Raw genomic sequence first — 18,692 nt, forward strand, 5'->3', positions numbered from 1 at the left:
AGACGAATGTGTAGCAACGATTTCATATCGCGACCTAGCACCTAAAGCCCAGTGCCTATGCTTGCATGGCGCGCGAAATAAATTTCACGCCTACTATATACTCACTTCACCACAGGTCGTGGGCGCATCAACCAATGAAATATAAAAATCAGCCCAAAAAACACTGATACCGCTAAAACACATAATACAATTATATTGGTCGGTAAGAAGGAATCTGTTGTGTTGCTGTAGCGCTTTAATTGCTGTTGCGCACTCAGTTTTGCTCGTTCTGTTTTACTTGGCAGCACAAACTCATGAAACGAATCTGTCAGCTTAGCTTCAGAACGCGCGATTTGTGTATTCTTTTGCTGCCAGAGCGTATCAAATTTCTGAAATTGAAACTGTTTATTGTCAATACACCAATCTAGATATTTAAGCTCAAGTGGCTGATTAAAGCAGCGTGTTGGCATCACGTAAAAACGTTGCCACGCAGCTTGTTTTTCTAAATAAGCTTTTTGAGACAACGGTTTAGCTAGTTGGTTTTCAAGTAAACTAATATCAGGATTAAAAAGCGCAGCTTTACGGTCAGCTATTTGTTCATTGGTAAAACATGTTTCAGCAAATCGAGCTGATAAGTTCTGAATTTGCTGTTTATAAATTTCTATTTTATCAAGTACATGAGACTTTCTTAACGCAGATTGCAATTCAGCGCGCTCAGTTTGAATACTTTTGCACTCATTAGAAAGGATTGGCTCTTTCGCCCGTGTAGATACAGCTACTAGCAATAGCACTGTAAGCATTAAAGTCCGTTTAAACATGAATTTACGTCACTGTAAAATTTAGAGGTACAGACTAACAGCTTCAAATAAAACTGCAACAAATCTGCGCTAAATTCACCTGAAAGACTGATAAATTGCTAGTTCGATTTATGTTCTCACAAAGTGAAAGAGCAATAACAAATCTGAATATTAATTCTTACCAAAGTAAAACTGTTTATCATCCAATGCAAATTGCTCAAATAACCACACTTTAAACAGCTGCATAACCAATACATAGGCAAAGAACAAACAGTCTCAGCCAAACTGTTTGCAAAACGCCCAATGGCCGCGTGTTTAACCCGCGAAAAAGCCAAACAAATTCTGCATATGCTGAACCATTTCAACCTTGTAAACTAGGCTACGAATAGCAGTACTTACCCAGTAGCCTATTTTTTTACCTGTCGGCGTGAAACTTGTTTTGTACTTTGAGAGTATGAAATTTGAAAGGTTTAAATGGGTTTCTCTATGCAGCGCGAAGCGCTTCGGTGCTCCCTAAAGTTCAAATATTTTTATTCACAAAGAGAAGTGAATGAGAAGACAATGAGATACAGCCAATTAATGTTCTTCTCTAAAGCGCAGCGCCTCTTAATCCTCTTTGTGCATATTAAACTAAAGCTCTTCCACTTTCTCTACCTCAACTGGCTCTGCCAACGCATTTTCATAAAATGCGAACACCGCTTGGGTATAAGGCTGAGCATAATGCTCATCAAGGGCGGCTTGCGATTCAAACTGCTCAACTAAAAACAAACAACGCTGCTCTTTGCTCGCAAACAATTCAAAACGATTACAACCAGGCTCTGCACGAGTGGCTGCTAATATGCCCTGTAAACGCCCTTTACAGTCATCAAATAATGCTGCCTTTGGGGTAATTTTTGCTACGATATTAATCATACTGACTCCTTACTATATAACTTTAAAACCAATGCCCTAACTGGCGGGGCAACCGTAAAAGCCACCACAAACGCAGCAGGCCATGCATTAGCAAACGCCTTCATCCAACTTAGAAAAAATGTATCGCTCAGCCCTAAGTTGACATAAGTGACCCATGCCGAAAGTAAAAACGACATTAAAAACGAAAATGCCGCAGTAAAAGTAAAATGAATTTTCATATGTCCTCCTTGGCGTTACTATATTTGCACAGGCCAAGTGGCAACAGTCACGAAAATGCAAACTAAGATTGAGGGAGTCGTATGCTGGATGATCTGCATTTATTTATTGAAATAGCGCGCCGTAAAAGCATGAGCCAAACAGCAAAAGATTTAGGACTGAATCTATCAACTCTATCAAGGCGCATTCAGGCATTAGAAGAAAAACTCGCCGAGCCATTACTGCAACGCACAGCCCGCGGCATTGTGTTAACCACCAAAGGCGAATCTCTTTATAATGAGTTGGGCGAGCAAGTGCTTGCTCTTAACAGCCAGCTTGAGCAACTAAATGACTCGCCCGCAGCTAAAGAGTTTTACCTGTTGTGCCCACAAAACATCATTGCGGGCCCACTGATGGGGGCAGTTAATCAGTTTGCGATGGAAAACCCTGCGCTAAACCTCCACATTTACCCAAGTAATGCCAACAGCCAACTAAGCCAAAAACGTTTTGACTTAGCTATTCGCATCGGCGAACAACAAGACTCAAGCTATTTTCAAAAGCGCCTAGGCATGATTGCTATAAAGCTGATTAAAAAGAAAGATGCCCCAACATCAAGGCTGATACTGCCCTATTCAGAGTCACAACTACCCAGCGGTTTGCTAAATAAATTAAAAACCGAGTATGAACATATAAGCTTTTGCTTTGATATTACAATCGCCAGAAAAATGGTTGAAGCAGGCTATGGCATTGGCTTACTGCCGATGAGCGAAATTTGCTGTATAGACGACACCAGCAACTTTAGTTATATCGACTCCCCCCACAGTATTCCTGCGAGGCCAATTTACGCCCTCTGGCCACATTCACGCACGCCATCAACAAATGCCCAGTTGTTGATAGAACAACTCCAAACCAGCATTGCAAACTCACCGAGTTTACAAGGAGAGGTGTTGAAACTGTAGTTGCGAGGCATCGTAGGTCGGGCTTTAGCCCGTCAAATAACTCAATCTTTAAACCAACGATAAAGACCAAACACAAACAACATGGCCGCAATGCCAACCAAGGCTAATTGCCAAATTTTAAGGTCATTCAACTTTGTCACTTGCGGACCAACACTCTCATTTGAAGGAGTTGAAACTTGTTTTACAGGTGCTTCGATTATCGGACTTTTTATCGCAACTTGGCTTGTAGTTTTATTTGCATTTATTTCTGTAATGGTTGGCTTTACTGTAATAACAATATCTTTGTATTCTGATTTTTGTTTACCACTCCAAGCCGATTCAAATAGCGCCTTTTGCTCAGCTTTATTTTCGCTACACCATACAAAATCAGCTTGCTGAATTTTCTTCGCTCTACAACGTTTTGGTAATTGATAAAATTGCCCCCAAGCTTGGCGCTTTTTATCGTCATTATATGAATTTGAATACACAGTAGAATTATGTACTTTGGTGTTTAAAAGTGCGGTAGGGTTAGAGCGATACGTATAATTACCGCCATTACCAGAACTTCTTTTTGGGTGTTTGCAGTGTCTAGCCAGCAGCGTAAAAAGCTCATCTAAACGTTGATTCCACCGTTCACCTTGCTTAGCCGTGTAGCTACGATTCATTCTTTTACGAATGCCCTCGCGCTCAGCCTCAATGTTATCGCAGCGACTTTTTGAATATTGCTCATCAGCAACCGTGTTGAAACTCGCAAGCAAAGTAGCGAGTAATAAAATCCATTTATTCATAACATTACATCTGTGTAATTTGGTAAGCCACATTGTACCAAAATTAGGGCGAGGAAAAAGTGACCTTTTAACGATTTATTTAAGTTATGTCGCGTTGGCGACGGCAACCAAAGAAAAGTAACCGCCGACTTCTCTTTGCAATTTTTCAGAGCCCAAAATGATATTTTTAAATTTAGATCAATAATATGTATAACTTAATTCTTAATCGTTTATTCGCACATTAGTACGACTTAGAACTACAATATTGGCTTTTGGTACGATGTTTAATTCCATAGAAGAACTTAACAAATAAATCGATTCATTAGAGGTCGCGACTAAAAACCCCTTATACTCTTTTGTTTTTGTAGCTAACGAGTAACACCCGAACTGCCCACTACCGTCATCACAAGTACCTTTCAGTTTAAACTCTATAATCTTCTTTCGAGCGATATCTGTAGCTTGCTCGAACACATACAACGAGCAACCAGTAAATAAGACGACTATAACTAAAAATATGGCTGTAAAAATATAAGATGTTTTTGCAAGACCAAAAAACAGCCCACCTTTCTTTTCAACTCGCTTAAAATAGACAACCAAAAACCTCTTATTAAGAGATTTTTTTGGTGCTTTTTTCAAAGGGGCTTTTTTAGTTTTTAGACTTTTTACAAGCCTTTTAAGGCCAAAGTAATTAATCACTGAAGGATATAAAAAAGCACTAATACATAATGTAAGGCTTAAACCCATTACCCATGTCAGCATAGGAGAAAGAACGATAAACATATCAACCCAAAGCTGTTGTGCTTGGATAGCATCCCTCTGAATTGTTTCGTAGGTTATTCCGAATGTTGATAAATAACCCAATTGAAATATCCAAAATGCTATTTTTAATGGGACAATAACTAACAAGCTAAGTAAAAATAAATTACTTAGCAAAAATTTTGTAATTGGTAGTAACAGCCCTGTATTTTTCTTGAAGTCGTTTAGCATTTCCATTGCGGCTTCTGACAAGTTCATTCTTCAATCCTTTGGATCTATTTTTCTATATTTTCATCATATATGCGTTCCTAAAGTAATACACGTCAAAAATGTCGCGTTGGCGACGGCAACCAAAGAGAAGTAAACGCCGACTTCTCTTTGGAATCTCTCGGCGCCCCGAGGTTCACACTGTTCCCTCAATTTGAATAAATTAAATGAACGTAAACAGCGTAGATAGGCCATCCATGGCCAAGCTACGCTTTTTACAGCATCCATGCTGTTAATTACTCATAATTAATTTAATTTCGGGTGTGAACACGGGTAAAACCTCAGCATTAACCTGAAACTAAGCAAGGAGAAAATATCTAGCGGTGGTACTAAGACAATAAATGATAGTTAAAATATAACTACTTACTTAGTTCATCATCTACTTTTTTTTCTGTAACTTTATAAGAAAGTCTGTAAACAAAATCTAAGTTACTAGCAATGATTTTAAGAATAGAAAAAGACTGGATAATTGTTAGGTAAAAAATACAACTGACTATTATACAATCAAAATTCTGCTTGCATTCAACAGAAATTACTTTATTAAAAATAGGTTCAAACACGTTAATTAATAAAATGAAAAATAATACCAAAGCTGATGTACTAACTACATAAACAAGATTTTCAACTCTTTTAGCGTCTTCACTACCTTTAATAAGCCCAACTTTACTTGATGAGGTTATACTACTTATTGCTTGTGGGTATAAGTATGCTATCCATATACCTGACAAAGTAAAGACCGCGGCCGATATATTTTGAAGAACACTAATAGCTGGGTTAAAGTCCTTATAGGTCAAAACCCCTATGGAGTAGTAGCCACCCAGAGCACTAACTAGGATATAAAGGGAATGAAGTAATATATTACCTTTCATCTGCACACCTTAATATTTAATAGTTCACAGCACTACTTTCATTGACATAAAAATCCAAAAGATCTGCTTTCTGTTTTTTTAAGATCTTCATGATAGATTCAGCTGGATAATAACTACCTTCCTTTTTATCTTTTGGATCAAGCAATATATACTTCCTTGCTAAATAGCTATCAAACCACTTTGTGCTATTATTAGCTCCTATTTTGAACCCTATGTTATTCCATATACTATTTGGTTGGAGATCATCTGAATACGTATTAATTAGCTGTTTTAAAGAATCTGCAGTTAAAAAAACTTCTTCAATTATTTCCACATGTTTATTTCTTGTTAAATCATTCGACTTATTTCTGAATGTTCTCCACAGTTCAGACAATGATTCCGTTTCTATAGCCTTTTTTGCAGAAATAGTATCTCGTATTACAATATGGGTAATCTGTTTACACAACTTACCTAAGTTTTGAGTATTTTTAAGTTCAATTTCTTTCATCTCTGCATTAAAGCTATAACTCATAGAAGCTTTATCAGGAGCTTCATAAGTAACTCTTTTGACAGCTATATCTCTTTTTGAAAAATGATTGTAGATAGTTGTATTTTTTACACACCTGCCCTTGTTAGGTATAAAGTTATCAATACACTTCTTAAAAAAATAAGTAACATCATCAGTCGAACAAATAGAGTGCGGGAACTTTATCGAAGCTAAAAGATTTTCCTCTGGTAGAAACCAATAATACATAATATCAGCAACAATTAGCTCTTTTCCCTTACGCTTATTATCAATAGGAAAAACATCTTTTTTGCCATCGCCTATTTTAGTGCTGCCATCAAAACCATGAAGGCGGCTAGAACCATTTTTAATTGACTTACATAAAATAATTAAGCATTCACCCGTTTCACTATCAATACTGTAATCTTTAAAAAAAACTTTTGCTCTACTAGGAGCTTCTTCTGTGCACCAAGGAACTGTTTGCTCAAATTCTCTATTAGCTGCCCATTCTATTATTTGTTCAACACTTTCTTTTATAGAACCTTGAACATGTATACTTTCGAACTTGCCTGAGTCAGAGCACTTTCTTTTTTTATAAAAGCCACATTCAGTTACATCAAAAAACGTTATTAAACCACTTTCCATTCTATTACCCTGTGTAATTTCTTCTAACTTTTTTAAGTTCAAATATTCTTCGCAATCAATTCAGCTTTCAACAAACCACCTTTTGTAAGTAATTTAGGTGCAAAGCTAGGGTTTCGTTTAGATTTAAAAGCATCAAGAATTAACTTCAAACCGTGAGCTTCAAGAAGTGAAATATTTACTTCTGTATCCATTTCTGCTGACTCAATAAAATCATCAGAAAAACTAGGTGCAATAATTAGCACTTGAGCAACTCTTTTGCCCTGATTCTCTGCACGATTTACATATGCTTTAACTTGACGAGAGGTAGTAGAGTATTTGGCAAAATCACCGTTTTTGCAGGTTTTCGCTTCACCAATAATGATATCGTTATCACTCAATGAAATCACAATATCGGCTTTATCTTTGGTTGTATTCAAGTCTTTACGCAGATCTTCATCAATGTTTAATTCTAAAACTTCTAATATAGCTTTAGTGACTTCTTCAAATTTAATACCCAAGTCAGCTTCGATGACTTCTACACCAGCGTCTTTAAGCCCATTTACATCTCTTCTTGCTAATAAGTCATAATTTTCAATTAACTTGTCTGTTGCATTAGCAAAACTTTCTAGTATGGCAAAGCGTGGATTCCCACGTTTTGATAACCCCATACTATCCCTGACCTCTTTGACTTCATCATTAGAGAGAAGATATAAAATATCATGCGGAGTAATACTTAATGAACGTAGCTTTTCAGTATCAATAATCTCTGTTGGTTCTAATTCGAAAGCCTCTTTAAGAACAGCTTGCATAGATGGAAAGTGATCTTCCAAGGTTTTTAATAATTGCTTAAAACCACTCACACTTAAACAATCGAACTCTTTTTCAGTCGCTCCTGAAAGTGAATTTAGAATTAAGCCAATTCTTTCATCGAGCGTTGTACCTAATTTATCTGTATCTATTTCCAGATCAGTAATTAGCTGCTTTAATCTTTCTTTGCGCTGATTTTGAGTATCTTCAGGGTTATGGATATCATCACTCAAAAGCTTAGAGCCACTGATACCAGAATGGATAATTGTTTGAATCTTCTCAGCTCGGCTTATTCCTCTAATTTTACGACCATGAGCTTTTAGCGCATTTGAGAGCTCGGCATCAGTTAATGTCCTTAGAATTCTCAATATATATTTATCTGCTAAGTCTTTACCTTGTAATTCATTCAAAAGAGTAACTATTTCATCGGGGACAAAGACTTCCTGTCTTTTCTTACTAACAAAAACTAACCCCATATCTCTTAAGTTATTTAGGGCATCTAAAACTCCAGTTTCAGGTATCACATCAACTAGATGCTCAATAGCTGCACACTCATCTGTTGTAAGTTCAAGCTCATTAGCGAGTACATTAAGAATACTTCTTTCATCATCTGTTACTTTCGCATCCCGATTATTTTTCTGATCATTAAAATAAGCCTCACTCATACATGCATGATAGATTTTAAGTGCTTTATTTCTATCAAATGTGCTTTCAGGTGAACCTTGTTTTATACAATTTTGGAGGTCTTTAGATAACTTTGATAGCTCTTTCCACTCTTTCGCATATAGAGTTTCAATCCAACTTATTCTAGCTACACAATTACCATCTCGGCTTAGCAAATTAATTAAAAGGTTTAGCTGTGCCGAACTCATTAAGATTTGTTCTTTAACTGATTCTTTAAAAAAATCTCTGACAGTATTAAAGAGCTGAGTAATTTCACTCCCTGATGCGTTTTTTATTTGGCCATCAATATTATCTATTGTTTTTGCTAGCTTTTTATTGTTTTTAGCAGCATCAGAGCATAGACGATCTAGGCATGAAATGAATTTTGATTTTTCGACTTGATTTACGATAGATAAAACTTGGTTAAGTTTCATTGATAGAGTCCTTTCTTATTATGTGGTTATAAAACTATCAGGTATTTAAAATTAGAGCAATTACTGTTCAGCCCAAGTTCACCTTTGGAGCTAAGTTTCATAACCAAACGTGCAGTTAACTCCAATTCCCCGTGAACACACCCGAAAGGAAAAAGTTGATGAGTAATCACTTGCATGGATGCAAGTTAAGCCGTGACTTCGCCATGGATGGCGATTAAACGGCGTTTACGTTCACATCAATTTTTAACTTGAGGATTCAGTGTGTTCCTCGGGGCGCCGTGGGGTTCCAAGGGGCGGACGGCGGTATTCGCCCCTTGGTTGCCGCCAGCAATCTGGCAAACTTGAAAAAGCTTTCTTGCTTCAAATTTTATTTAAAATCAAATGCTGGCTTACTGTCCGCTACTAAGCCAAGTTCATTACTTGGCAATTGGTGAGAAACATTACTTCCCGCCAACTCAAATTTATCTTTTGCAAGCCAAAGTTTTGCGCCATTGCTGCTTGCAACTTGGTATGCCCAATTGCTTACTGCAAGGGATTTATCTACATCACAATGAAAATAGCGAGTTAGTTCATCAGTGAGTAGCTGGCTGTGGCGATCTAGATTTTGGTCTTGCCAACGTTCGCGGTGCAGCTGGGCTGCTAAAAAGTCACGCTTACTGTTATTACAACTTCGATGGGCGGCAACAAAGTTATGGCCTAAATCGTTAGCGTAGCGAGCAAAAGGAATAAAGTGATCAACTTCAATAGCACTTGTGAGTGGCTTTTGACAATAAAAGCACTGGCCTTTTTGTATTTCGACTAAAACTGGTTTTGCTTTATTAAGTGCTGTGCGGTCGAAACCAAATAAAAAGTCATGCAGTTGGCTTTGAGGGCCAATAAGCGCTTGGTTATGCTTAATGCTTTGAATCTTTTGTAGCCATGCATTCTTAGCTAAATAGACAACTAAATCGTAAAAGCGTCTAAAACAAGCGGCTATGCCTGCGTTTAGAGTGATATAGCTTTTGCCTTTTGTGTGCGGATATAAAAAGCACTCTTCTTGCTTAGCGAGAATTTGTAAGCGCCACAACGGGCCTGTTTTTAACGTGTCTAATGCAGCTTTGTAAGTGGTGTGCCAGTAAGGGCTTAATTTGAGCTGGCGCAAGCTACGAATATTGTTTTGCTGGCACTCGTATAGCACCGCAATTACTTTTGATTGCGCACCCGAGTTTTGTTTTAGTAAAGCACTTTCACCATTACGAGCAGAAGAAAATGGTACAGCATGGTGCCAATAAAGCTCTATTAACTTTTCAGCAAGCTTAGCAAGATCAATGTTTAACTCGCTAGCTTCATACATCATTGGTTGCTCAACACAAACATCAGCCAACGCATGCAATAGTGCAAACTTATAGGTAGCACTAAAATCACCTTCCACCAGCATACGCTGGATGTAAGCAATAAAATCGAGTTGCTGCTGCATGGCCATCATCAATCAAGCCTTATGTGTACTTTTAAAAAGTGCTCTAAAGTTCATGAACTGTTCCCTGTTTACGCCGACACATTTGCCTCTTATGCTCATAACGCATTGTTGTAGCTTGAATATCGGCGATTTAGTTTAGGAACAATCTAGCATGAAAAGCTATTGAAAATATAGGATTTTAGGTAGAGCTATACTCTAAAACCCATACAATATTGGGAGAGTTGCGGTATAGCCTGCTATACCGCATATAAATTATTAAATCGTTCTTCTATGCAGAATGGCGTTTAGCCATGTTTCTGTGGCGCGCTCTGGACGTTGGTCGGCGCTTTGCCATGACTTGAGGATAAATAGGTCTGTGCCTTTAATAATGCTTTCAAGGGCTTGTTCGTTTAAGTCGGTAAATTCGCGACCGTTGTGTTCACGTTCGCCTTCACCGTATTTAAACGATACATACACGATGCCTTGTGGCTTTAATGCACGGGCAAGGTTATTGAATGCGTCGGTTAAGTCATTTTTTGCTACGTGAATAAGGCTTGCGCAGCACCAAATGCCGTCGTATTTAGCAACGTCGTTTAGCTCTAGGAAGCTGCTTACAGCTACGTCTTGGTTTAAGTATTCTGACGCCAGCTTTGCCATAGCTGGGCTGATATCGAATGCATCTACGCTATAACCACGCTCTTTAAAGATGAAAGCGTCGCGGCCAGAGCCACAACCGGCATCGAGTAAAGCGCCTTTTTTTGGGATCAGCGGTAAGAATTCGTCGTAAAGTTCATTGAGGTCTACATCGAGTGTGGCATCGACAAATGCTTGCGCATTTTGGTTGTAGTATTCGACGGTTTTGGATGCCATTTTACTTCCTTTATGGGGGCAAGATTGCTTGGCGCTAAAATACCATTAAAGCTAGGTAACGCAAAGGATGAAATGTGATTTTAAATGCTAAAAATCAAGGGTTTTAGGGTAGGCATTAGAAGTTAGTTGGAGAGAAATAGGAGACCATAGTTACGAGGTGCGAGAAGAAAAAAGGTGATCAATTTTAGTACGCTTGATTAAAGACTTTTTATTTCATTTATAACTATTTTCATTCGCTTGGCTAATGGCCTATTGCGATGATGGCATGCATATATATCTTCACAAACGGGGTGCGTTAGTGTGTGCACGTGTATTTTTTCTTGATTATGAAACGCACTAACAGCATGAGCAGGGAGTACAGTGAAGCCAAGCCCTAAACTTACTGGCTCTAGAATTAAGTTGATTTGATTCGAAAAACCACTGCACTCAAACTGAGCTATTGATTCAAACTCTGCAAAGTTCGCACTTAATAACTGTTGTGCATGATGTTTTCCATCTGGGTGATTAATAAAACCTAATTGGCAAAGTTGCTGCCAATCTATAGTTTTGAACTGGGCTGGCGTTATCAATAACAAGGGTTCATTAGCTATTTTTTGCCCTGTAACCTCAAGCATTGTAGGTGCTTGGCTCATAAAACCAATGTCTATTTGATGACTCGCTATGGCCTTTTCGACCCCCGAATTAGGCGCAAACGCATATTCTATAAAAAGTTTTGGGTGCTTTGATTGCAAGCTTAACAATTCGTTATAAAACTTAAGCCCACAACTTCCCGGCGATTGTATTTTTACGCGGCCTTCAAAAGGTGAATCATTTTTTATTTGTTGCTCCAAAAATTGCCATTCTTTTAGTAACTGGTTACCTCTGTTGTATAAGCTTTGGCCCTGCGGAGTAAGTGTAAATTGTTTGCCGTGTCGCTCTAGCAATAAAGCTCCAACTTGCTGTTCTAGCTTTTTAATATGCTGGCTTACGCCTGATTGGGTCATAAACAGTCGCTCAGCTGTTTTTGTAAAGTGATTAACTTCGACTAGTTCACAAAATGTTTTTAACCAAACCGGATTTATCATAACAAAATATACTTATTTGAATGTTAAATGATAATTTAACTTAATACCTAGGCGCTCGTAAACTATAAACTCATTCTTATTTAGGAGAGTTAATTATGAGTAATACATACCCACGTACTTTTTCGCATATTGGTATTTCTGTTCCGGATCTTGATGCAGCCGTTAAGTTTTATACCGAAGTATTAGGCTGGTATCTTATTATGGAGCCAACGGAAATTACCGAAGATGATAGCCCTATTGGCCAGATGTGTACTGATGTTTTTGGTGCTAACTGGGATAAGTTCCGAATAGCTCACTTATCAACGGGTGATCGAATTGGGGTTGAGATTTTTGAGTTTAAAAACCAACAAAATCCAGAAGATAACTTTGAGTATTGGAAAACAGGTATTTTCCACTTTTGTGTTCAAGATCCTAATGTTGAAGAGCTTGCAGAACGCATTGTTGCTGCAGGTGGTAAGAAACGTATGGAAAAACCACGTTATTATTACCCAGGTGAAAAACCATACCGCATGATTTATATGGAAGACCCGTTTGGCAATATTTTAGAAATTTATAGCCACAGCTACGAATTAACTTACAGTGAAGGCGCTTATTAATTAAACCCATCAATTAGTAATTAGCTAGCCATTATAGTAAGTAACGATTTACGAAAGTAGATCGTTACTTATCATTTGGATTTACCAAAATGATGAAAAGTTAAACTTCGATGTACTTGAGTCTTTTTATTCCACTTAACATTGCGATAAAGCCAAATGTAGAGAGATGATGCAAAAAACGAGATATTTATCAATTGCCCTTACATATTTGGAGACAAACCTACCATCAAACAGTAGTGTAGGCTGACGAGCTATTTTAAAAAAATAGCAAGTGCATAAAAAGGAGTGCTTGTTCCAAGCCCTTTATCCCAACTAGGTGGGTAGCCCCATTTTCTGGCATTTTATTATTAATATGCCTTACTGATATTCTCGAGAATATAGTCATTATCATAATTAGGAAAAAGAAGAAAATGGTGCAGTATAGAATTGAGTTGAGTATAAACATTTTTTAATATACTTCACCCGGTTACTTATATTTTAGTAAATAAACGCGTAGATCTAGCTATGCTTTAAAAAAGTTATTATACATAGGCTGAGTACAGCTCCGATAATAGAAACCAAATGGATTGCACCAATAATTTTATCTAATGTTCTTGTGTACTTTGCGACAAAACGGCCGTCAAACATAGGCGTCGGTATACGAGAACGTTCAAAAAACATAGCAAATATATAAAACGAAACGCTTGCGCCGATGCCTTTATCCCAACCAGGCGGAGATACTCCATCTTTTTCCATATGCTTATCTATATACTTAACTGATACTCTATAAAACAGCACGCCTGAAGCAAAAGTAACTACTGTAAATACGAGTAGGGAGTAGAAAATAAAGATTTTAAAACCCATTTCGCAAGTTCTCTTTTATTTAGACTGTATCTAAATACATGGCTGTAAACGCACTGATTGTGAGCCCTGCCACTGTGAAAAGGTGCAAGAATGCTAAAACTTTATCTACCGGCCTTGCATGTTTTGCTATAAAACGGCCATCAAAAAGAGGTGTGGGTAATCGCGAGCGTTTAAAAAATATTGCCATAGCGTAAAAAGGGGCGCTAGCGCCAACACCTTTGTCCCAAAGCGGAGGGGTAATATTATCTTTTAGCATTTTTTTATTTATGTGTTTGATAGAAATGCGTGCAAATAAGACCACAAAAATAAACGCTAAAGCCATAAAGATGAACATACTTGCCAGAGCAAACTTATCTATACTAGGCATTATAATAACGGCTCTCTGTCATAAATTTTTTCAGTTAGCGACTTCACTTTTTCGTTCACAAAAAACGATGATTTAAATTCTGTATATAAGCCAGTTCCTATAGCTACAACCCAAACATCAGGCGTTAGCATGAGAAGTGTGCTTGCTGCTAACTTGTGGTGTTAGTTATAACAAAACATATTCTAATAAGACCATAATTGAAATACTAAGAATAAAGCCAAATGTAGAAAGAAGATGTAAAAAAGCGAGAAACTTATCAATTGGCCTTGCATGTTTGGCGACAAACCTACCATCAAATAGTGGTGTAGGCTTACGAGCTCTTTTTAAAAAAATAGCAAGTGCATAAAATGGAGCGCTTGCTCCAAGCCCTTTATCCCAACTAGGTGGGGAAGCCCCATTTTCTAGCATCCTATTATTAATATGCCTTACTGATATTCTCGGGAATATAACAGTCATTATCATCATTAGGAAAAAGAAGAAAATGGTGCAGTATAGAATTGAGTTGAGTATCAACATTAAAACAAATCTTTCATCAAAGGCTGCCTATCATATATGTTTTCTGTTAGCTTTTTGCTTTTTGTATTAACCGCTAGGCTCATTAAAAAACCAGCACCTAACCCAACCCCTAAAGCAACCACCCATCCATATGGGGTTAACATTAGAAATGAAGATAGGGCCGTGGTGACTGATGATGCTGTTATGATACCTGCAAATGTTGAAGCCCCAAAACTAGCTAACTCTGTAGATAAACTTCGCTGCCAGTCCTTATTGTTTTTATAGTCGTTGTAAACTTTGTTCGCTCTAAATGCACCATCAAGTAAAATCATGCCATTGCCAAGCCAGCGTCCGGTATTTTCAATCCGCTTAATTTTATTGAATTCAGCGGTGCTATTTATATCGAGCTTGGCAGAATGCCTTGCTGATTTAGCTATATTGATTCCCCGATTCGGATTAGACCAAACCGTGCCACGACGGCTTGCACGGTTTACACTCATAAAACGTTGCAATTCTGCACGAAACTGACCGTTCAGCTCTTTGAATATACTGAATGCTTTTTGTTCTAATGCAACCATATGATACTTGGGCATTCCTGATTTATGAGCCATGCGAATATCTCTTAAAGCGGCTTCATATTTGTTGGCATAGGTGGCGAACTTTGAACTACGAGCCTGAATTGATGTTGCTCCAGACCCAACTATTCCATGTGTATTTTCAGACAAAAATGGCATAACTTGGTTTTGAAAATCAGAGATTGCCATAAGCGTTTCACTGCCAAAATCGCGAAGCATATATGCAATGTTTCGGCGGGATTGCGCAGGCAATAAATCAAATTGACGAACTATACTTTGCTGTTCATTTGTAGGCGGAGTGTAAGAGTCAGAGTATTCTCTTCGCCATATATATGGCGTGCCTGAAGTGATAACTTGATTTTTTATATGGTTATTGTCTTTGGTAAAGCTGTCTTCTTTATCTTCTTTACATTTCACAAATTCAGCGGTTACTGAATCAATACAAATTCTAATTTCTAAAGCCATAAGTAGTATCCATACTAACTAATCATCCTTATTTAGAGGTTATCTTCATCACTGTAATGAGTCAATGAAGAATAAATAAAATGGGTACATGTTATGTGGCAAATGATTTTTGCTAATAGTTAATGGTTTTCTCGTTCACTTATCTTTGTGCGTGACGTTTTGAATCACTGAGGGCACCGAGGCGCTACGTGTTAAGCGCTACGCAGAGAAAGACAAATACTCACAAGACACTTCACTTTAAAGAAGTACACTTTAATACCTCCTTGTCTTCCTCTGTGTTCTCTATGTCCTCTATGGTTAGAGAAGATCTAATATGTCTATGAAAACATACGTAAAGTAAATACGATAAACCCTCATTGTTTTCTCATTAACTTCTCATTGTGCATAAGAATATTTGAACCACAGAGCACATAGAGGCGCTTCGCGCTTCACAGAGAAAAACAGATACTTACAAAGAGGATAAGAGACGCTGCGCTTCAGAGAAGTAAGTTTTTATATCTCATTATTTTCTCGTTCACTTCTCTCTGTGAAGAAAGAACCTACAGTAAATAAATGCCTGTTTGACGCTATGTAAAACGGCAGCAACATATTTTCTCTATAGTTTTATACTTTTGACTCAACAACATTGCACAATTGATAATTTACTAGCACTATTGAGTTATTAAGACTTCATTCAGAGGTGCTAAATGCACAAAGAGCAAACTCAATGTCAGCCAACAGGTTGTAAACATTGCGAAGACCATTTAGCACTTGGTTTTGATTTTACAATGGCTTTTCAGCCAATCGTTGATTGCACCGATAAACATATTTTTGGCTACGAAGCATTAGTTAGAGGCCTTAATAATGAGTCGGCTTATTCGGTCATTTCGCAAGTAACCGACGAGAATCGCTACACATTCGATCAACTTTGCCGTATTAAAGCTATTTCACTTGCTGCCCAACTGAAAATTGATTCAATCGTGAGCATTAATATTTTACCTAATGCAATTTATAAACCTGAGCGTTGTATAAAAACGACACTTGAAGCTGCTAAGCAATATGATTTTCCGGTAGAACAGATTATGTTCGAGTTTACCGAGGTTGAAAAAGTTGAAGATACTACACATATCAAACGTGTAGTTGATTATTACCAATCTTTGGGGTTTATTACTGCGACCGATGACTTTGGTTCAGGTCATTCTGGGTTAAATTTGTTGGCTGATTTTCAGAGCAATATAATTAAACTCGATATGAATTTAATTAGAGATATACACCTTCACAAAGCAAGACAAATTATTGTTAACCATTGTATAGCCATGTTTGAAGAGCTGAATATTACAGCCCTTGCAGAAGGCGTTGAAACAGTTGAAGAATACCAGTGGTTGCGCCAAGCTGGTGTTAGCTTAATGCAAGGCTATTTTTTCGCCCACCCTGGGTTTGAGAGCTTGCCAGACGTTGACTTTAGTAAGTTGGGTTAAGTGGTTATAACGAGAATCGAGTTTAGACAAGGCAAGAGCTGTCAGCCTTCAAACGCGCGAAACAAGTTTCGCGCCTACATGTAGCAGCGAGTTTATCCCGCGTCATCAGCGAGTTCTAGGCTCTAGGACGCGATGTGAAATCGCTGCTACAGACTCGCATCTTTTAACTTCCTCTTTCCCCTTATCGCTTTTATCTAGCAACTTTATCCACTTTTAGTACCGTTTTTTTGAAAAATAACGACTTATTCATTGATGTAATTACAATTTATATGTAACTTGTGTCGCCCATTTCGCTACGCACTACTATAATATTAAGCGAAATCAACATTTTCACACTAAATACTAGGGATACATAATGAAAAAACTTCCTATTGCATTGGCTCTATGTGCTGCATTTGTGTCTGCAAACGCAATGGCAGAGGTTCGCATAAACGGCTTTGCTTCTATTGTTGGCGGTAAAGCCCTTGACGACGACGCAACTCTTTACGGCTACGATGACGATATTTCGTTTAAAAACGAAAGTATGTTCGCATTACAGCTTTCTGCAGACTTACAAGAAAAACTAAGCGCTACGGCACAAATTGTGGCGCGTGGTAGTGATGATTTTGATGCTGAGTTTGAATGGGCTTATCTAACTTATGAGTTCAGCGATGAGCTTCAAGTGAGTGCTGGTAAAATGCGCGTGCCTTTTTACCGTTATTCAGACTTCTTAGACGTTGGTTACACTTACCGTTGGGTTCGTCCGCCACAATCTGTTTATAACCTTCCGTTTTCAACGTATGAAGGTCTTAGCCTGTTACATAACACGCAATTAGGTGATTGGGATTCAACCGTTCAAGTTATTTATGGTAGCTTCGATGGCAACATTGCTGTGGTATCGGTTAATGGCGATACAGAGCTTAATGATATTGCTGGTATCAATTGGACAATGAGCTATGACTGGTTTAGCGCTCGTGCTGCGTACTTTGTTGCAGATACAACAATTGATATTGAAAATGACACTGACGCAGGTGTTGCACTTAATGGCCTTGAGCAGACTCTTAGAGCAGCCGGTTTTGTTGATCAAGCAGATGATATTGCTGTAAACGAAGATGATGGCTCTTTCTTCGCTGTGGGCTTTTCAATTGATTACAACGACATTCTATTTGATGCTGAATACACTGAGTTTGAAGTAGAAAACAGTGCTCTTGCTAAACAAACTCAATACTACACGTCTATTGGTTACCGTATGGATGAGTGGATTGTGCACTTAACTTACGAAAATAATGACGACAAACACGATAGCAACCGCTACAACGCGCTACCTGCAGTACCAGCTTTAAATGCGGGTATTAATCAAGTGCTTGAGGGCGTGAAAGTAAAAAGCAACGTGTATACCATTGGTACGCGTTATGACTTCCACCCATCTGCTGCTTTAAAAGTAGATTTCAGCCGTTTTAAAGATGACATTTCAGATACAGAAACCGACGTTGTAGCTGTTGCTGTTGATTTAGTTTTTTAATTGGAGTTCATAATGAAAAAATTGTTAATCGCGACAGCACTAACGCTATGCTCACACGCTGTACTTGCTGATGTTGCAGTTATTGTGAACCCAGCAAATAGCAGTGCTATTGACGAAGGTATGATCAAAAAGATTTACCTTGGTAAGGCAAAGTCGTTTGATGATGGCACAAAAGTAAACCCAGTAAACCAAGATGGCACCAGCGTAAGCGATGAGTTTAACGATAAGGTGGTTGGAAAATCGAGCAGCCAGCTAAATGCTTATTGGTCAAAACTGGTATTTACAGGTAAAGGTACTCCACCTGAGAAACTAGCTAATGATCAAGCTGTGATTGACTTTGTTGCAGGTAATGCTGATGGTATTGGTTATATCGATGCAGCAAAAGTAACTGATAAAGTTAAAGTGGTTGGTACTTTTTAAGTTCTACTACGGTTAATAAAAAACCAGGCGATGCCTCAATGCCGATCAGTTAAGCAATTGACATTTGGCATAATAGGATCAAAATCCGATGATCACAGGTCATCGGATTTTT

Annotated in this window: 20 protein-coding genes; 5 read left to right on the forward strand and 15 right to left on the reverse strand. The window is 38.0% G+C overall.

Annotated elements, in window-relative coordinates:
• Nucleotides 1-101: 101 nt before the first annotated feature.
• From ISP07_RS16360 to ISP07_RS16370, 3 genes are all read right to left on the reverse strand, one after another.
• Nucleotides 102-797 (reverse strand): hypothetical protein, encoded by a 696-nt coding sequence (locus ISP07_RS16360; RefSeq protein ID WP_138618960.1) that lies wholly within the window; start codon nucleotides 795-797, stop codon nucleotides 102-104.
• Nucleotides 798-1,406: 609 nt separating this feature from the next.
• A complete protein-coding gene (locus tag ISP07_RS16365; RefSeq protein ID WP_054553427.1) occupies nucleotides 1,407-1,688 on the reverse strand; it encodes a putative quinol monooxygenase in 282 nt (93 codons plus the stop codon).
• Complete coding sequence (locus ISP07_RS16370; RefSeq protein WP_209328252.1) at nucleotides 1,685-1,906, reverse strand: DUF2798 domain-containing protein; 222 nt, start codon at nucleotides 1,904-1,906, stop codon at nucleotides 1,685-1,687. The genes ISP07_RS16365 and ISP07_RS16370 overlap by 4 nt, the downstream gene beginning before the upstream one ends.
• A gap of 81 nt (nucleotides 1,907-1,987) precedes the next feature.
• Between ISP07_RS16370 and ISP07_RS16375 the strand changes: the two genes are divergently transcribed.
• A complete protein-coding gene (locus ISP07_RS16375) occupies nucleotides 1,988-2,842 on the forward strand; it encodes a LysR family transcriptional regulator (RefSeq protein ID WP_209328253.1) in 855 nt (284 codons plus the stop codon).
• Between the two features lie 41 nt (nucleotides 2,843-2,883).
• Here the strand turns inward: ISP07_RS16375 and ISP07_RS16380 are convergent, their stop codons facing one another.
• The 8 genes from ISP07_RS16380 to ISP07_RS16415 form a co-directional block, all read right to left on the reverse strand.
• Nucleotides 2,884-3,609, reverse strand: a complete 726-nt coding sequence (locus tag ISP07_RS16380) for a hypothetical protein (RefSeq protein WP_209328254.1) — start codon at nucleotides 3,607-3,609, stop codon at nucleotides 2,884-2,886.
• A gap of 201 nt (nucleotides 3,610-3,810) precedes the next feature.
• The gene (locus tag ISP07_RS16385) at nucleotides 3,811-4,602 is read right to left on the reverse strand and encodes a hypothetical protein (RefSeq protein ID WP_209328255.1); all 792 of its coding nucleotides are present in this window, start codon (nucleotides 4,600-4,602) and stop codon (nucleotides 3,811-3,813) included.
• A gap of 368 nt (nucleotides 4,603-4,970) precedes the next feature.
• On the reverse strand, nucleotides 4,971-5,480 hold the full coding sequence (locus tag ISP07_RS16390) for a hypothetical protein (protein WP_209328256.1): 510 nt from the start codon (nucleotides 5,478-5,480) through the stop codon (nucleotides 4,971-4,973).
• A gap of 16 nt (nucleotides 5,481-5,496) precedes the next feature.
• Entirely contained in the window at nucleotides 5,497-6,609 is a 1,113-nt protein-coding gene (locus tag ISP07_RS16395; RefSeq protein WP_209328257.1) for a hypothetical protein, read from the reverse strand.
• Between the two features lie 38 nt (nucleotides 6,610-6,647).
• Complete coding sequence (locus tag ISP07_RS16400) at nucleotides 6,648-8,492, reverse strand: hypothetical protein (protein ID WP_209328258.1); 1,845 nt, start codon at nucleotides 8,490-8,492, stop codon at nucleotides 6,648-6,650.
• Nucleotides 8,493-8,859: 367 nt separating this feature from the next.
• Nucleotides 8,860-9,960 carry an HNH endonuclease gene (locus ISP07_RS16405; protein WP_209328259.1) on the reverse strand — a complete coding sequence of 367 codons (1,101 nt, stop codon included), beginning with the start codon at nucleotides 9,958-9,960 and terminating at the stop codon, nucleotides 8,860-8,862.
• 243 nt (nucleotides 9,961-10,203) lie between these two features.
• On the reverse strand, nucleotides 10,204-10,797 hold the full coding sequence (locus ISP07_RS16410) for a class I SAM-dependent methyltransferase (protein ID WP_175083118.1): 594 nt from the start codon (nucleotides 10,795-10,797) through the stop codon (nucleotides 10,204-10,206).
• Between the two features lie 197 nt (nucleotides 10,798-10,994).
• Nucleotides 10,995-11,861 carry a LysR family transcriptional regulator gene (locus ISP07_RS16415; RefSeq protein WP_209328260.1) on the reverse strand — a complete coding sequence of 289 codons (867 nt, stop codon included), beginning with the start codon at nucleotides 11,859-11,861 and terminating at the stop codon, nucleotides 10,995-10,997.
• Between the two features lie 95 nt (nucleotides 11,862-11,956).
• Here ISP07_RS16415 and ISP07_RS16420 point away from each other — a divergent pair, with 95 nt between their 5' ends.
• A complete protein-coding gene (locus ISP07_RS16420) occupies nucleotides 11,957-12,457 on the forward strand; it encodes a lactoylglutathione lyase family protein (protein ID WP_054553420.1) in 501 nt (166 codons plus the stop codon).
• A 498-nt stretch (nucleotides 12,458-12,955) separates the two neighbouring features.
• On the opposite strand, the gene ISP07_RS16425 is transcribed toward ISP07_RS16420, so the two are convergent.
• From ISP07_RS16425 to ISP07_RS16440, 4 genes are all read right to left on the reverse strand, one after another.
• Nucleotides 12,956-13,300 (reverse strand): hypothetical protein, encoded by a 345-nt coding sequence (locus ISP07_RS16425; protein ID WP_138618978.1) that lies wholly within the window; start codon nucleotides 13,298-13,300, stop codon nucleotides 12,956-12,958.
• Nucleotides 13,301-13,319: 19 nt separating this feature from the next.
• Entirely contained in the window at nucleotides 13,320-13,667 is a 348-nt protein-coding gene (locus ISP07_RS16430) for a hypothetical protein (protein WP_209328261.1), read from the reverse strand.
• Between the two features lie 165 nt (nucleotides 13,668-13,832).
• Nucleotides 13,833-14,123, reverse strand: coding sequence for a hypothetical protein (locus ISP07_RS16435; protein ID WP_138618980.1), 291 nt, complete (start codon nucleotides 14,121-14,123; stop codon nucleotides 13,833-13,835).
• A 59-nt stretch (nucleotides 14,124-14,182) separates the two neighbouring features.
• The gene (locus tag ISP07_RS16440; protein WP_054553416.1) at nucleotides 14,183-15,202 is read right to left on the reverse strand and encodes a hypothetical protein; all 1,020 of its coding nucleotides are present in this window, start codon (nucleotides 15,200-15,202) and stop codon (nucleotides 14,183-14,185) included.
• A 686-nt stretch (nucleotides 15,203-15,888) separates the two neighbouring features.
• Between ISP07_RS16440 and ISP07_RS16445 the strand changes: the two genes are divergently transcribed.
• The 3 genes from ISP07_RS16445 to ISP07_RS16455 all read left to right on the forward strand — a co-directional run bounded on the left by ISP07_RS16445 (nucleotide 15,889) and on the right by ISP07_RS16455 (nucleotide 18,580).
• Nucleotides 15,889-16,659: an EAL domain-containing protein gene (locus tag ISP07_RS16445; protein ID WP_209328262.1), complete on the forward strand. Its 771-nt coding sequence runs from the start codon at nucleotides 15,889-15,891 to the stop codon at nucleotides 16,657-16,659.
• 355 nt (nucleotides 16,660-17,014) lie between these two features.
• The gene (locus ISP07_RS16450; protein WP_209328263.1) at nucleotides 17,015-18,160 is read left to right on the forward strand and encodes a porin; all 1,146 of its coding nucleotides are present in this window, start codon (nucleotides 17,015-17,017) and stop codon (nucleotides 18,158-18,160) included.
• Nucleotides 18,161-18,172: 12 nt separating this feature from the next.
• Nucleotides 18,173-18,580 (forward strand): hypothetical protein, encoded by a 408-nt coding sequence (locus ISP07_RS16455; RefSeq protein ID WP_054553412.1) that lies wholly within the window; start codon nucleotides 18,173-18,175, stop codon nucleotides 18,578-18,580.
• Nucleotides 18,581-18,692 lie beyond the last annotated feature (112 nt).

Origin of the sequence: Pseudoalteromonas sp. PA2MD11 (assembly GCF_017808125.1) — a bacterium.
GTDB lineage: Bacteria > Pseudomonadota > Gammaproteobacteria > Enterobacterales > Alteromonadaceae > Pseudoalteromonas > Pseudoalteromonas simplex.